The sequence below is a fragment of the Caballeronia sp. SL2Y3 genome (genome assembly GCF_022879575.1).
In the GTDB taxonomy this organism is placed as follows: Bacteria; Pseudomonadota; Gammaproteobacteria; order Burkholderiales; family Burkholderiaceae; genus Caballeronia.
On the sequence record NZ_CP084260.1, the window covers coordinates 1,278,002 to 1,293,873 of the forward strand.

The 15,872-nt window shown below is 63.5% G+C and carries 11 protein-coding genes; 4 read left to right on the plus strand and 7 right to left on the minus strand.

Annotated features, from left to right (window positions below; translation table 11 throughout):
- Nucleotides 1-13 precede the first annotated feature (13 nt).
- Both LDZ26_RS06050 and LDZ26_RS06055 read right to left on the minus strand, forming a co-directional pair.
- The gene (locus LDZ26_RS06050) at nt 14-1,225 is read right to left on the minus strand and encodes a phospholipase A (RefSeq protein WP_244848996.1); all 1,212 of its coding nucleotides are present in this window, start codon (nt 1,223-1,225) and stop codon (nt 14-16) included.
- 211 nt (nt 1,226-1,436) lie between these two features.
- A complete protein-coding gene (locus LDZ26_RS06055) occupies nt 1,437-2,768 on the minus strand; it encodes an Nramp family divalent metal transporter (RefSeq protein WP_244848601.1) in 1,332 nt (443 codons plus the stop codon).
- Between the two features lie 556 nt (nt 2,769-3,324).
- Here LDZ26_RS06055 and LDZ26_RS06060 point away from each other — a divergent pair.
- The 4 genes from LDZ26_RS06060 to LDZ26_RS06075 all read left to right on the plus strand — a co-directional run bounded on the left by LDZ26_RS06060 (nt 3,325) and on the right by LDZ26_RS06075 (nt 7,398).
- The gene (locus LDZ26_RS06060) at nt 3,325-4,380 is read left to right on the plus strand and encodes a polyamine ABC transporter substrate-binding protein (protein WP_244848998.1); all 1,056 of its coding nucleotides are present in this window, start codon (nt 3,325-3,327) and stop codon (nt 4,378-4,380) included.
- Between the two features lie 122 nt (nt 4,381-4,502).
- Entirely contained in the window at nt 4,503-5,675 is a 1,173-nt protein-coding gene (locus LDZ26_RS06065; RefSeq protein ID WP_244848602.1) for an ABC transporter ATP-binding protein, read from the plus strand.
- Nucleotides 5,672-6,580: an ABC transporter permease subunit gene (locus tag LDZ26_RS06070; protein ID WP_244848603.1), complete on the plus strand. Its 909-nt coding sequence runs from the start codon at nt 5,672-5,674 to the stop codon at nt 6,578-6,580. The genes LDZ26_RS06065 and LDZ26_RS06070 overlap by 4 nt, the downstream gene beginning before the upstream one ends.
- A complete protein-coding gene (locus LDZ26_RS06075) occupies nt 6,580-7,398 on the plus strand; it encodes an ABC transporter permease subunit (protein WP_175940647.1) in 819 nt (272 codons plus the stop codon). The genes LDZ26_RS06070 and LDZ26_RS06075 overlap by 1 nt, the downstream gene beginning before the upstream one ends.
- Nucleotides 7,399-7,451: 53 nt before the next feature.
- Here LDZ26_RS06075 and LDZ26_RS06080 read toward each other — a convergent pair whose 3' ends face one another.
- The 5 genes from LDZ26_RS06080 to mfd form a co-directional block, all read right to left on the minus strand.
- Nucleotides 7,452-8,456, minus strand: coding sequence for a threonine/serine dehydratase (locus tag LDZ26_RS06080; protein ID WP_244848604.1), 1,005 nt, complete (start codon nt 8,454-8,456; stop codon nt 7,452-7,454).
- Nucleotides 8,457-8,485: 29 nt separating this feature from the next.
- On the minus strand, nt 8,486-9,718 hold the full coding sequence (gene argE / locus LDZ26_RS06085; RefSeq protein WP_244848605.1) for an acetylornithine deacetylase: 1,233 nt from the start codon (nt 9,716-9,718) through the stop codon (nt 8,486-8,488).
- 674 nt (nt 9,719-10,392) lie between these two features.
- A complete protein-coding gene (locus LDZ26_RS06090) occupies nt 10,393-10,701 on the minus strand; it encodes a hypothetical protein (RefSeq protein WP_244848606.1) in 309 nt (102 codons plus the stop codon).
- Nucleotides 10,702-10,703: 2 nt separating this feature from the next.
- Nucleotides 10,704-11,696 carry a hypothetical protein gene (locus LDZ26_RS06095; RefSeq protein WP_244848607.1) on the minus strand — a complete coding sequence of 331 codons (993 nt, stop codon included), beginning with the start codon at nt 11,694-11,696 and terminating at the stop codon, nt 10,704-10,706.
- A gap of 549 nt (nt 11,697-12,245) precedes the next feature.
- On the minus strand, nt 12,246-15,719 hold the full coding sequence (gene mfd, locus LDZ26_RS06100; protein ID WP_244848608.1) for a transcription-repair coupling factor: 3,474 nt from the start codon (nt 15,717-15,719) through the stop codon (nt 12,246-12,248).
- Nucleotides 15,720-15,872: the final 153 nt, after the last annotated feature.

Sequence of the window (15,872 nt, forward strand, 5' to 3'; positions counted from 1 at the left end):
CGTAGGAAAAGAATCAGCGGGCAATACTGTAGCCTATCCGCGCGATCCAGTGATGTCGCTGGTTGTAGTCCAGAATGTCCTCGCCGTAGCCGTTGAAATAGCTCACGAACACATAGCCGCCCCACGCACTGCCGATCAGCTTCGCGAGCGGATAGGTCAGTTGCGAATCCACGCTGCCGTACCAGTGCTTCGTGCCCTTGCGCAGTGTCGTCGCGAGCTGCCAGCCATCCGGGCTGCCGTATTTCACGAGGAAATCGACATAGCCGCGATAATCCGCGATATCTTGGTTGTCGCTCTTCGACAGGTAGTAATAGAACTTCGGTGATAGCGTCAGGTGATTGCTGTTGATGTCGCCGAAATCCCACGTTGGCCGCACGAAGGCGATATTGATTCCACGCGACTCTGCGCCGCTTCGCCCGTTCGACTCATGCCCGATACCCGCCGTCACGCCCATGCGCGTGAAGAGCGGGCTCTTCCAGCCGGTGTCCTGCACGTAGTAGAAAAGCTGCGGCTGATAGCTCGTGTCGCGAAAGGGCGCGGACGGTGCCGACAGATCCCAGATGGACGTCTGCGTGTACGCGAAATACAGGTTGTCCAGAAAGCCGCGCGAGCGCGGATCGTCGGGCAGATGCAGCCGGTATTTGAAGCTGAACTGGAACTTGGCGAGATTGTCGCCGTTGTGGCCGTCGGCGAAGTAGATCGGCTCGAAGGTCGAGAAGCGGCCCGAGAGCATGGTGTCGGTCGTCGTGGTCGGTACGGCGGACGTGTTCGCAACGGCCGCCGCGCTTGCGAGTTGCGTCGGCGTCGCGGCTTGCGTCTCGCGCTTCTCCGCGGCGACCACCTGCATCTGATCCTCGCCGCGGTTCAGCGTGACGAGCATCGGCGAGGCATCGAAGCCCACAGGATCGATCTTGATCGTGCCGCGCGCCGAGTCCGGCCACGGCGCTGAATAGCGCACACGCCGATACTGTCCCGGCGCGAGCCGCAGGCGGTCGGGCGTCTTCGGATCGCGCGCGAGAGCGAGCGGCGCGGGCGGCAAGTCGCCGTTGGTCAGGCGCACGGTGAGTTGCTTCGGCACGTCCACGGTGAGCGGCTTGCTGTCGTCGTCGGTGTAGAGCAGCGTCAGTTCGAGCGGCTGCGTGGCCGCCGCTTCGCGCGCCGGTTGCAGCACGGCGACGGTCGCGTGCGCGGCGGTGCCGGTCGAGAGACCGAACACAAGGAACATGCACCGCAGCGCGCGGCGGGTTGGGAGGTCGATGAACGGAATCGTAAGCAAGCGGGGGCCTGAGGCCATGTAGTCGGCATCCTGTTGGCAAAGGGGGATCGTCGGACTGCGGTCTCGCTGCGTCCGACGAAGCGCGATAACCTTCGATCCTAACCGGATGACGCCGACCTTGCCCGGACGCCGGCTCGCTCTCGTCTGCGATGCGGCACGTTCAATGGCCCGTCGCCGCTTGCCAGAGCATCGCGGCATTGAGCGCGACGATCACGCCCGCGCAACCCCACGACAGCACGAGCGGCACCCGCGCGACGCGCCAGCGGCCCATGAGCCCGGCATCCGAAGCGAAACGCACGAGCGGGATCACCGCGAGCGGCAGCTGCACGCTGAGAACGACCTGCGTGGCGACGAGCAGCGAGTTCGAGCCGTGTTGGCCGAAGCTGGCGACCGCCGCGAGGGCGGGGCCGATCGCCAGCCCGCGCGTGAGCAGCGCCCGCGCCCAGCGCGCCACCTTCAGGTTCAGAAAGCCTTCCATCACGGCCTGGCCGGCGAGCGTGCCGGTCACCGTCGCGTTGAGTCCGCACGCGAGGAGCGCCGACGCGAACGCAATGCCCGCCCAGTGACTGCCGACGAGCGGCGCGATGAGCCGATGCGCGTCCGCGAGATCGTCGACTTCGGCGTGGCCGCCCGCGTGGAAGACGGCGGCCGCCACGATCAAGAGCGACGCGTTGACGATGAACGCGATGCCAAGCGACGCGAACGTGTCGATGTTCACGCCCTTCAGCGCGTCGCCGATGGCTTCGTCGTCGCGGTCCGCCGCATGGTCCCGCACGAGCGACGAGTGCAGATAGAGGTTGTGCGGCATGACGGTCGCGCCGAGCACGCCGGCCGCGAGCCACAGCATGCCGGCGTCGCGGATCAGGGCGCGCGGCGGCGCGAAGCCTGCCAGCGCCTCATGCCACGCCGGATGCGCGAGCGCAAGCTGGATCACGAAGCACAAGCTCACGAACAGGATCAGCGCGGTCACGGCGCGCTGCAACGGCCGCTTGCCGCGGCTTTGCAGCGCCAGCATCGCGAACGTGCCGACCGCCGACATCAGCACGCCTACCGTGAGCGAGACGCCGAGCAGCATCTGCAACGCAACCGCGCTGCCGACCACTTCCGCGACATCGCACGCGATGATCGCGACTTCGCACGCGAGCCACAGCAGGATGGTCGTGCGGCGGCTGTAGCGTTCGCGGCAGAGCTGCGCGAGATCGCGCCCCGTGACGACGCCGACGCGCGAGGCGACCCACTGGAGCAGCATGCCCATCAGGCTCGCGAGCAGCACGACGAAGAGCAGCTGATAGCCGTAACGCGCGCCGCTGGAAAGCGCCGTCGCCCAGTTGCCGGGGTCCATGTAGCCGACGGCGACGAGCGCGCCGGCTCCGGCGAACGAATACCAGCGGCCGCGAGGGCGCCGGGGCGGGACATCGCGCGTGCCGGGGCGCGACGGTGCGCCGGACTTCGAGGCGGAGAGTTGAGCAAGCGCGGACGGATTGGTGTTCATGCAGACAGTGGCCTCGAAGTGCGGTGCGACGGCGCGCTCGGGCGGTTCCCGAGGCCGCCGTGGCAGCGTGCGTGACGGATAAGCGTGACGGATGCCACGACGGCGACGCTTTCCCGCGACGCACGCCGGTTGGTTAAGCAACGACTGTTCCGCTGACTGTTTCCGAAGCCCAAAAACGCGACGCGCGCCTTGTCGCGGCGGGATGAAAGCGCCACGCGACCGCCGGACGGGCGAATGTCTCGCGCCATGACGTTCTGCGAACTGAAGCGCGTGGTTTTATCCGGTGTCGCCCGGGGCGAATAGGGGCTAAAATGCGCGCACTTTTGCGGGCGAAGGGCGTCGGCGCCGTCGCCCGTGTGCTTTGCGCGACAAGCGGCGCATTATTTTTTGTCGCACTTCGGTTTAGTGGTAGTTTTCGGGGTTTTACAGGCTGTCGCGGGCTGCTCGACCAGAAGAGGCGGACCGCGTGCGCGATGCCATCGAGAAGTCGGAACAAGGGAGAATCGAGATGAACAACAAACTGGCGAAGCTCGCGGGCGCGCTCGGGTGCGCGGCGATGCTGCTTCCGCTCGGGGCATCGGCGAAAGATACGCAACTCAACGTGTACAACTGGTCGGACTACATCGCCAAGGACACGATCCCGAACTTCACCAAGCAGACGGGCGTCAAGGTGAAGTACGACAACTACGACAGCGACGACACCCTGCAGGCCAAGCTGCTCACGGGTAACTCGGGCTACGACATCGTCGTGCCGACGAGCAATTACGCCGGCAAGCAGATTGCCGCGAACATCTTCGCGCCGCTCGACAAGTCGAAGTTGCCGAACCTGAAGTATCTCGATCCCACGTTGATGCAACTCGTCGCGGGCGCGGACCCCGGCAACAAATACGCGGTGCCTTGGGCGTACGGCACGACCGGCCTCGGCTATAACGTCGACAAGGCGAAGCAGATTCTCGGCGCGAACGCCGAACTGAACAACTGGGACATCCTCTTCAAGCCGGAGAACATCTCGAAGCTGAAGGCATGCGGCGTGTCGGTGCTCGACGCGCCGGACCAGATGTTCGCGGCCGCGCTGCACTACATCGGCAAGGACCCGATGAGCACGAATCCGGCGGACTATCGCGAAGCACTCGCGATGCTGAAGAAGATTCGCCCCTACATCACGCAGTTCAATTCGTCGGGTTATATCAACGACATGGTCGGCGGCGACGTCTGCTTCACGTACGGCTGGTCGGGCGACGTGGTGATCGCCAAGCACCGCGCCGTCGAGGCGAAGAAGCCGTTCAAGATCGATTACTACATTCCGAAGGGCGGCGCGCCGATCTGGTTCGACGTGATGGCCATTCCGAAGGACGCGAAGAACAAGGAAGCCGCGCACGAGTGGATCAACTACATCGAGACGCCGCAGGTCCATGCCGCGATCACCAACGGGGTGTACTACCCGAGCGCGAATCTGGAAGCGCGCAAGTACGTGAGCAAGGACGTGGCGGACGACCCGGCGGTGTATCCGCCGCAGGACGTCCTCAAGACCCTGTTCCTGCTGAAGCCGTTGCCGCCCGAGATCCAGCGTTTGCAGACGCGGCTCTGGACGGAATTCAAGTCCGGCCGCTAAGTCGAGAGAACCGGTTATTCATTGAAATGACGAAGCCCTCGGACCTCCGGGGGCTTTGTTCGTGATTCGTCGGCGCAGGTGACTAGCGGCGAACCACAGGTGCAGGAGTCGAACAGGCAATCATGAGTGAGCAGTCGAGCGCGTTGAAGGCAGCGCCAAAATCGGGCCGGCCGCAGCCGGGCAGTGCGGTATCTGGTCCGGGCACGGACGACAACTTCGTGCAGGTCGTGAACGTCGTCAAGAAATTCGGCGAGACGGTGGCCGTTCGGGGCGTCGATCTGTCGGTGAAGAAGGGCGAGCTTTTCGCGCTGCTCGGCAGTTCCGGATGCGGAAAGTCGACGCTGCTGCGCATGCTCGCGGGCCTCGAATCCGTGACGGAAGGGCAGATTCTGATCGACGGCGAAGACCTCGCGAAGATGCCGCCTTACCGCCGGCCGGTCAACATGATGTTCCAGTCCTACGCGCTCTTTCCGCACATGAGCGTGGAGTCGAACGTCGCCTTCGGGCTGAAGCAGGAAGGCGTGAAGGGCGGCGAGCTGAAGGACCGCGTGGAGAACGCGCTGCAACTCGTGCAGATGGCGCAGTTCGCGAAGCGCAAGCCGCATCAGCTTTCCGGCGGCCAGCAGCAGCGCGTGGCGCTCGCGCGCAGTCTCGTCAAGCGTCCGAAGCTGCTTCTGCTCGACGAGCCGATGTCCGCGCTCGACAAGCAGATTCGCCAGCGCACGCAGATGGAGCTCGTGAACATTCTCGACAAGGTCGGTGTCACCTGCATCATGGTCACGCACGACCAGGAAGAAGCGATGACCATGGCGAACCGCCTCGCCGTGATGAGCGAAGGCCGCATCGTGCAGCTCGGCACGCCGCATGATGTCTACGAGTATCCGAACACGCGTTTCTCGGCGCAGTTCATCGGCTCGACGAATCTCTTCGACGGCACGGTGGTCGAAGACGAGCCGGACCACATCTTCGTGGAATCGGCGGAACTGCCGGTGCGCCTGTACGTGAGTCACGGCATCACCGGGCCGCTCGGCATGCCCGTGACCATTTCGGTGCGTCCCGAGCGCATCGCGCTTACGCGCAAGCCGCCCGAAGGCGCGTTCAACTGGGGGCGCGGCAAGATCAGCAACATCGCGTACATGGGCGGCTACACGCTCTATCACGTGACGCTCGAAAGCGGCAAAACCGTGGTCGCGAATTTGTCCAGCCTCGCGATCGGCGAGATCGAATCGCCGACATTCGACGACGAAGTCTACGTGCGCTGGAGCGCGTCGGCGGGCGTGGTGCTGACGTCATGATGATGAACGTGCTCAAGCGCATCGGCGTGAGCGGGCGCACCGCGGTCATCGCCGGGCCGTATCTGTGGCTGTTGCTGCTGTTCTTCGTGCCGTTCCTGCTGGTCGTGAAGATCAGCTTCGCGGACAGCGAACTCGGCATTCCGCCGTACACGCAACTCGTGGCGATGAAAGACGGCGTGATGAACATCGCGCTCGATTTCTCGCACTACGCGTTCCTGCTGACCGACAGCCTGTACTTCGCGACCTACATGAATTCGCTGCTGGTCGCGGCGGTTTCGACGGTGCTGTGCCTCCTGATCGGCTATCCGATGGCGTATTACATCGCGCGGTCCAATCCGGCCACGCGCAACGTGCTGATGATGGCCGTGATGCTGCCGTTCTGGACCTCGTTCCTGATTCGCGTGTACGCGTGGATCGGCATTCTCAAGAACAACGGACTCCTGAATAGCTTCCTGATGTCCATCGGCCTGATTCATACGCCGATCGAGCTGTATCACACGAATATCGCCGTCTATATCGGCATGGTGTATTCGTATCTGCCGTTTCTCGTGATGCCGCTCTACGCGCATCTCGTGAAGATGGACCTGACCTTGCTCGAAGCCGCCTACGACCTGGGCGCGAAGCCGTGGAAGGCGTTCGTGCAGATCACGCTGCCGCTGTCGAAGAACGGCATCATCGCGGGATGCCTGCTCGTGTTCATTCCGGCGGTGGGCGAGTACGTGATTCCGGAACTGCTCGGCGGCGCGGATACGCTGATGATCGGCCGCGTCATGTGGAACGAGTTCTTCGATAACGCCGACTGGCCGATGGCTTCTGCCGTCACGTGCGCGATGGTCCTGCTGCTGCTCGTGCCGATGGCGCTTTTCCAGCACTTCCAGGCGAAGCAACTGGAGCAAAACCGATGATCAAGCCGAGCCGTTCGCTGCAAATCACGGCGTTGGGAATCGGGTTCGCGTTCTTGTATATCCCGATCATCAGCCTCGTCGTGTACTCGTTCAACGACTCGCCGCTCGTCACCGTGTGGACCGAGTTCTCGCTGAAGTGGTATCGCGCGCTGTGGTCCGACGACGAACTCATCAATGCCGCGTGGCTGTCGCTGCGCATCGCGTTTCTGACGGCGTGCGCGTCGGTCGTCATCGGCACATGGGCGGGCTTCGTGCTGGCTCGCATGGGGCGCTTTCGCGGCTTCACGCTGTACACCGGCATGATCAACGCGCCGCTCGTGATTCCCGAAGTCATTCAGGGCATCTCGCTGCTGCTGCTTTTCGTCGAAATGGCGAAGCTGATCGGCTGGCCGGCAGGGCGCGGGATCTTCACCATCTGGATCGGGCACGTGATGCTGTGCATCTCGTATGTCGCGATCATCGTGGAATCGCGCGTGCGGGAACTGAATCCGTCGCTCGAGGAAGCCGCGCTCGATCTGGGCGCAACCCCGCTGCGCGTGTTCTTCTCGATCACGTTGCCGCTCATCTCGCAAGCGCTCGTCGCGGGCTGGCTGCTGTCGTTCACGCTGTCTATCGACGACCTCGTGCTGTCGGCGTTCCTGTCCGGACCGGGATCGACTACGCTGCCGCTCGTCGTGTTTTCGCGCGTGCGTCTCGGCCTGAATCCGGAGATGAATGCGTTGGCGACGCTCTTTATCGCGCTGGTGACGGTGGGCGTGATCGCGGCGAACGTCTTCATGCAGCGCAGCGAGCGGCGGCGGCTCGCGGCGGTGAGTTGATGCGTTCACGCATGCAAGCGTAAAAAACGGCCCCGGAAGGGGCCGTTTGCACATCAGGGCGTGGCGATATGCTTCGCGAAGGTGTCGGCGTCGGTGTTGGTCCCGCAGAGCAGGAGGCCCACGCGCTTGCCTTGCAAGGTCTCGCGCAGCGGGCCGAGCAGGGCGGCGGTGGACGCCGCGCACGCCGGCTCGACCGCCAGCTTCAGTTCGCTGAACAACTGCCGCATGCCGTTGCGCAACTCGCTGTCGGACACGGTTACGACGGCGTCGATATGACGGCGGCACAGCTCGTAGCTGTACTGCTCGGTATGCGGGGCCATCAGCGAATCGGCGATGCCGTGCATCGCGCCCATCTTCACCGTATGGTTGGCCGCGAAGCTGCGGCTCATCGCATCCGATCCTTCCGGCTCCACGCCGTACACGTGCAGCGCGGGATTCGCGAGGCGCATCGCGGTCGAGACGCCCGCAGCGAGCCCGCCGCCGCCGATCGGCACGATGACCGCATCCAGATCGGGCGCTTGCGATGTCCACTCATAGCCGAGCGTCGCCGTGCCGAGCACCGTGCGATAGCCGTTGAACGGATGGATGAACACGCGTCCTTCTTCTGCTTCGACGCGCCGCACGACATCGAATGCGTCCGCGACGTTCTCCGCGAACACGATGTCCGCGCCGAAGCGCCGGCACAACTCGACGCGCGCCGGGTTCGCCGTCTTGATGATGACGACCTTCGCGCCGACGCCCATGCGCTGCGCCGCGTAAGCGACCGCGACCGCATGATTGCCCGCCGACACGCAGGTGACGCCCGCGGCACGCTCGCTCTCGGTCAGCGCGAGGATGTTCGAGAACGCGCCGCGCGCCTTGAACGTGCCGCTCGCCTGCAACAGTTCGAACTTAAACGTGACGGGCGTGCCTTCCAGCTTCGGAAAGTCGTGCCGCTCGAAAACCGGCGTGCGCGCGACCCACGGCGCGAGCGCCATATGCTGTTCGGCGATCTCGTCGAGCGTCGGGATCGGCGTGCCGTCGATCGTGTTGTCGGTAGGCTGTATCGCGCTGGACATGGCGTGCAATGCGTTTTCCGATGGACCGATCAGCGCGCCTGCGCGTCGACCGACATGCTGTGAATGAATTTGCCGAGGAACGCTTCGCAGGCGGCGAGTTGTTCGAGCGACACGTACTCGTTCGCCTTGTGCGCCTGCTCGATGTTGCCCGGCCCGCACACGATGCTCGGCACGCCTGCGAGCGCGAAGAGTCCCGCCTCGGTGCCGTAGGCGACCTTGCGCTTTTCCTGGTTGCCGGTGAGCGCGCGCACGAGTTGCGTGATGGCGGCCTGCTCGGTGGCATCGAGCCCCGGCGCGGACGCGATCTTCGAGAACTCGATGGCGCCGTTCGCGTGCTCTTTCTGCATCTTCGGCACGAGCGTCTCGCGCGTGTACGACTCGATGCGCGCGAAGATGGCTTCCGGGTCCATCGTCGGGAGATTGCGGAATTCGAAGTCGAACGTGCATTCGGCGGGCACGGTGTTGAGCGCGTTGCCGCCCTTAATGGTGCTCGTCTGCGCGGTGGTGAAGGGCACGTCGTACAGTTCGTCGAACGGGCCTTTCGCGCGGAATTCGTCGGCGACATCGCGGATGAAGCAGATCAGGCGCGCGGCATATTCGATGGCGTTGAGACCCTTCGGCGTCAGCGACGAATGCGCCGCCGCGCCGCGCACGCAGCAGCGAAACGCGTTGATGCCCTTGTGCGCGATGATCGGGCGCATGGACGTCGGTTCGCCGACGATGCAGCCGTCGGGGCGCACGCCGCGCTTCTTGAGGTCCTCGATCATGAGCGGCGCGCCTGCGCAGCCGATTTCTTCGTCATACGAAAGCGCGAAGTGGATGGGCTTCGCGAGCTTGGTCGACTGCATGACGGGCAGCATCGCGAGCGCCGCGCCGATGAAGCCTTTCATGTCGCACGCGCCGCGGCCGTAGAGCAGGCCGTCGCGGACTTCCGGCTTGAACGGATCGCTTGCCCAGTCCTGGCCGTCGACCGGCACGACGTCCGTATGGCCCGACAACACGATGCCGCCGTTGGTCTCGCCGTCGTGCGCGGGCACGGTCGCGAAGAGATTCGCCCACTGGCCGCGCGGATCGGTCGTGATGACGGCTTCGATGCCCGATTTGCGCAAGTCGTCGCGGACGGTTTCGATGAGGCCGAGGTTGGGATTGCGGCTTACCGTATCGAAGGAAATGAGCCGTGAGATCCACGGCAGGGATTTCGGGTTGCTCGAGCTTGTTGCGGCTTCTTGCTGCCGATGCGCCGGGTCAGCGACCTGTGACATTTTTTCTCTCCTGCGGGTAGGGTTCGATCATAGCTGAAAAGAATGGGGCGGGTCGGGCGGGGTTTATCTAACTGCCGGTGCGTTTGTCGGGGCTTCGTTTCGCGGCGGTCTGGTAGTGCCGTTTATCCCGCGGCGGGCATCGGTTGTCTCTCAGCGTTCTCGCCTTCTTCCGACTTACATCGTCGGGGAACTTGTGTCCGTATCGGTCATGGCGTGGCCTTCCCCGAGGCGGGGGCACTCGCGCGAGTCGGCATGGACGCGCGAGGCGTTCGTCTCGGAGTTAGGCCAGCACCTTACCCGCGACGGTCGCATTGCCATTTACGCGCGGATCAAGAACGCTGAGGGCCGCGCGCAGAGGCGCTCCGTGCTGCTCATGCCGGTACGCGGACGTTCGACAATGCCGCGCGCATATTGCTCAACGAAGACCTAACGAGGGTAACGCTTGACACGCTGGGCGCGTGGTCAGGTTCGCTCCCGAGGCAGTCGGAAGCAGGACAAAGCGATTCGAGCGGCGGCTCTCTTGTTGGATTGGAACTGCGTCTGCTTTTGGCCTTGGCTTAAGCCTTTCTTTCGGCGATTCAGTCAAGATTGATAAGCAGTCGCGCAATTCTGGATGGACCGATGCCTCGTCGAGGACCGCCATGCCCGTTTCGTCATTCTGTTATACGAGATTGTCATTCGGTCGGTGGTTGGGGAGTCGTCCACTTAACCGGTTCTGCGGTAGTGATGCGTAGTCGTTTGCGCAATTCCCCATGCACGCCTGCTTGCATGAGAATCGCCATAGCGCCGAGCTTGCGTGCGTCCTCGTCCCCGATCGGCAATGAACTATCCTCTGGGGCGTCTGGAGGAATTGTCATGCCACCGCTCCTCGCCATTTCGCGGTCAATGACAGCCTGTACTTCACGACGAAACACGGTACACAGTTTCAATTGCTGTGTTTCTTCGTCATAGAAAACAATCGTCGCGCGTGGGGGTTTCGACATTCTCAATATCCTCTACAGGTTTGGTAATTCGAAAAAGCGCGCTCTGCGCACAAAGCGTAGGTGCGAGGGTCTTGATAAATCGCGCGCGCAAAGTTGCATTCATCCATGTCTCGGTCATACAGTGCGGCACATTCTGCTTCGTGCTCCTCGCTCACACCACGCGCAGCGAGCGCGGTCACCTCGTCCGTCGGTGAGCTATCGCCATATTCGAACGCTTCCGCATCGCCGAGCGGTGTCGGGACGTCGTCGCTGTCATCGTTCTCTTCGCCATCCAATAATTCCGCTACGTCCGTGTGGTCGTCTAAGTCATCGTCACGGCCGCCAAGGAAGATGCCCGCCGCTGAGTTCACCGCACCGAGCAAGTCGAACCCATTGTCCGCCGAAGCGGGAGCGCCTCGACTGGGTAACGGATCAAGCGTAGCGCCTGCAACGCCGCTAGCGAATGAGTCTAGCGCGGGGAGTTCGCCGTTTGCTCGCTTGAGGGCGAAGAACTTCGCGCTAGTCAAGACGCCAGCCGGGTACGAATAGCCACCGCCGCCTATTGCGGGCCAGTATTGCGGCGCGGGGTCGGGCTGCATGACGCGCGGCGCTGCCCTATAGCGGCGGTTCACTACAGGCACAAGCCGGCCGGATGCCACCGCATCCATCAGCAGGTTCTGCACTCCGATGTTGTCGGTTGGCAGCTTCCAGTGTGCCAACCGCAGCCAGTCGCGGACGAACGCCTGAATGTCGCGTAGCGCTTTCGCGCCGACAATGGAACGCAAATCCCAACCGGAGCGAAAGTGTCGAGCGAAAGCCGCCCGGTCGTCCGCAAGTTGCCTTAAGCGGAATTTCTCCCACAACTCGCCCTTATCGATTTCGCTCGAAGGTCGCGCATTCCACGAACGGGCAAGCGTTTCACGCTCGGCGTCCGGATACAGCGCGCGAGCCGACATATCACTGTATCCGCGCCCCCAACGGGTGAGATCGTAATACTGGAACTCCGGAATGAGCATGCATTGCCATCCAGTTTCGAGTGGCACGTAAAGCGTGTTCCACGGCGTAAGTTAGCCGGTTCTGTTTTCCAGCTTTCAGCGTACTGCGCATTCGAGAACGAAGTTGCAAAACAAGGTCAACCTCTGAGCGCACAAGCGCGCGAACGAGAAGCGAATGTAAGAAACCCCACTCCGGAGAAGCGGGGCGAAAATACAGGAAAAATGATTTGCGGACTGCAGAAGCTGCTACGTGGAGCAGAGAGGTCCGGTCCATTCGTGTGCGTAGTAGACAGCAAAGATCACGCAGCGCCGCGCGTTGACCGCTTGCAAATCGCGAATGAATCGCTGATTGGATTGGCGCACGTCAAAGTAAGACCACGATAGGTTCTGAAGAGACCCGACCCTCGCAACGGCATCGCCCGCTTTGCTAGAGCGCGTTTGTCTCTTGTCGCTAACCCTTCGCGCGCGAGACGCAGCCGTCTTACTCGGCAGACGAACAACTCGGCGCGCCGCTCGACTTCATTGGGATCAAAGCCCGCCGCAACCCACGCGGTTCACAAAACAGAACGCTCACCGAGCCGCAACCGCCTTCCTCACCGGCCCGCCAAGCGCCCGCAACGTCTCCTTCACCGTAGCAATCCGCACAGCCAAATCCGGACTACGCGTCTCGATCCGCAACTTATCCTGCCCCGCGAGCTTGATGTGCTTGTTCTTCTGCACCATCTCGATGATCTTCATCGCATCGACGGGCGGATTCGGCACGAACTGCAACGCGATGGAAAGCTCGGCCGCGTCGATCTTGGAAATGCCGAGTGGCTTCGCGGCCAATCGCAGCCGATGCGTCTCCACAAGCGCATGCGCCTGCGGCGGCAGCTTGCCGAAGCGGTCGACGAGTTCTTCGAGAATGCCGTCGATCGCATCGCTCGATTCGCAGTTCGCAAGCCGCTTGTAGAGCGACAGACGCTCCTGCACGTCGCCGCAGTAATCGGCGGGCAAAATGGCCGGCGCGTGCAGATTGATCTCGGTCGTCGCGGCGAGCGGCGCGTTGAGGTCCGGCTCACGGCCGTCCTTCAGCGCGCGCACCGCGTCGTTGAGCATGTCGGTGTAAAGCTGGAAGCCGATCTCGTGAATCTCGCCAGATTGCTTGTCGCCGAGCACTTCGCCGGTACCGCGAATTTCGAGGTCGTGCATCGCGAGATAGAAGCCGGAGCCGAGTTCCTCCATCTGCTGAATGGCTTCGAGCCGGCGCTGCGCCTGCTTCGTCAGCGACTGCGGATCATGCACGAGCAAATACGCGTACGCCTGATGATGCGAGCGCCCGACGCGCCCGCGCAACTGATGCAACTGCGCAAGCCCGAACTTGTCCGCGCGATGCATGATGATCGTGTTCGCGCTCGGCACGTCGATGCCCGTTTCGATGATCGTCGTACACAGCAGCACGTTTGCACGCTGGCCGACGAAATCGCGCATCACGCGTTCGAGCTCGCGCTCGTGCATCTGCCCGTGCGCAACCGCGATGCGCGCTTCGGGCACGAGCGCCTCCAGCATCGCGCGGCGGTTGTCGATCGTCTCCACTTCGTTGTGCAGGAAGTACACCTGACCGCCGCGCTTGAGTTCGCGCAACATCGCCTCGCGAATCACGCCGTCTTCCTCGCGGCGCACGAAGGTCTTGATCGCGAGACGCTTTTGCGGCGCGGTCGCAATAACCGAGAAATCGCGCAGGCCTTCGAGCGCCATGCCGAGCGTCCGCGGAATCGGCGTCGCCGTCAGCGTGAGCACGTCGACCTCGGCGCGCAGCGCCTTGAGCGCCTCTTTCTGCCGCACGCCGAAGCGGTGTTCCTCGTCGATGATGACGAGCCCGAGCCGCTTGAACTTCACATCGCTCGATAAGAGCTTGTGCGTGCCGATCACGATATCGACCGAGCCTTCGTTGATCTGCTGCACCGACTGCGATACTTCCTTCGTGCTTTTGAAGCGCGACAACTCCGCGATGCGCACCGGCCAGTCCGCGAAGCGGTCCGTGAAGGTCTGCGTGTGCTGTTCGGCGAGCAGCGTCGTCGGGGAAAGAATCGCCACCTGCTTGCCCGCCATCACCGCGATGAACGCGGCGCGCAGCGCGACTTCCGTCTTGCCGAAGCCGACGTCGCCGCACACGAGGCGGTCCATCGGCTTGCCGCTCGTCATGTCCGCGATCACCGATGCTATCGCCGCCGCCTGATCCGGCGTTTCCTCGAAGCCGAAGCTCTCCGCGAACTTGGTGTAGTCGCGCGGATCGAGCTTGAACGCAAAGCCTTCGCGCGCGGCGCGGCGGGCGTACAGGTTCAGCAACTCGGCGGCGGTATCGCGAATCTGCTGCGCGGCCTTGCGCTTCGCTTTCTCCCACTGGCCGGAGCCTAGCGTGTGAAGCGGCGCACTTTCCGGGTCCGCGCCGCTGTAGCGCGAAATCACATGCAACTGCGCGACCGGCACGTACAGCTTCGATTCGTTCTGGTATTCGAGGTGCAGAAACTCGGTCTCGCCTTCGCCGAGGTCCATCGACACGAGGCCCATGTATCGGCCGATGCCATGCTGCGCGTGCACGACCGGGTCGCCGACTTTCAGTTCGGCGAGGTCGCGCACCATCGAATCGACGTTGCTCGCCTGTTCCTGACGCCGCCGCCCGGCGCGGCGCGCAAGCGGCCCGTACAGTTCGGTCTCCGTGATGATCGCGAGTTGCTCGACGGGCAGCGCGAAGCCGTTCGCGAGCGGCGCGATGCCGAGCGTGAACTTCGCGTCGCTCGTGAGCCATTCCTGGAACGCGTCGTGCAACTCGCCGCGCAAGCCGTTGTCCGCGAGCAATTGCTGAATGGTCTCGCGCCGGCCCGCCGATTCCGCGACGAGCATCACGCGGTTCGGCGTCTGCTCCAGATAGTGACGCAGCGCGAGCAGCGGCTCGTCCGCGTGACGGTCGATGGCAAGGCCCGGTAGCGGCACGGCCCAGCCGCCTTCGGGCGTCGGCGGAAACTTCAGTTGGGCGAACGGTTTGGCGAACGTGAAGAAGTCGTCGTCCGTGAGAAAGAGTCGGCGCGGCTCCAGCAGCGGACGCTCGCGGTCATGCGAGAGGAATTCGTAGCGCTGCTTCGTGTCGTGCGTGAAGCGCTTTATCGCGGCGTCGAGATCGCCGATGAACGCGAGCTGCGAGCCTTGCGGCAAGTAGTGAAAGAGCGTCGCGGTTTCATCGAAGAAGAGCGGCAGATAGTATTCGATGCCCGCCGACGGCACGCCGTTGCCGATGTCCTTATAGATCTGCGAGCGGCTCGGATCGCCCTCGAACACTTCGCGCCAGCGGCTGCGAAAGGCGGTGCGCGCGGCTTCGTCGAACGGAAACTCGCGGCCCGGCAAGAGGCGCACGTCGCGCACCGGATAGAGACTGCGCTGCGTGTCGGGATCGAACGCGCGAATCGAATCCACCTGATCGTCGAACAGGTCGATGCGATACGGCAGCGGCGAGCCCATCGGATACAGGTCGATCAGCGAGCCGCGCACGCAGTATTCGCCCGGCCGCACGACCTGGCTCACGTGCTCGTAGCCCGCGAGCGTCAATTGCGCCTTGAGCTTGGCTTCGTCGAGACGCTCGCCTTGCGTGAAGGAGAACGTGTAGGCCGCGAGAAAGGACGCGGGCGGCATGCGATACAGCGCCGTCGTCGCCGGCACGATGAGAATGTCGCAGCGTCCTTCGCCGAGATCGTGCAGCGTCGCGAGCCGCTCGGAGACGAGGTCCTGATGCGGCGAGAACGTGTCGTAGGGCAGCGTTTCCCAGTCGGGCAAGAGGCGCACGCGGGCGTCCGGCGCGAAGTAGGGCAACTCGGCCGCGAGGCGCTGCGCGTCGACGGCGCTCGCGCAAACCACCGTCAGAAGCGGCACCGCCTCGCGATGCGCCGCGAGGTATCGCGCGATGGCGAGCGCATCGGCGGAGCCGGAAGCGCCGTCGAAGACGAAACGCTGACCTGCCTTGACGAGCGCGATGGGGGAAGTGGACTGCGCGTTGACGGCTTTCGAAGACATAAGGTGTGCATTGAACCGCCCGCGCGCTGCCACTGAAAAGCCGCGCGCCGGACGTGGTCGCGAAAGACCTATTATAAAATCCGGGCTTCACTTTGACTCGGCCACATGATTCTCTCGTGACTTCGCCCGCCGCCCCGTCTACCACTGCGCGTC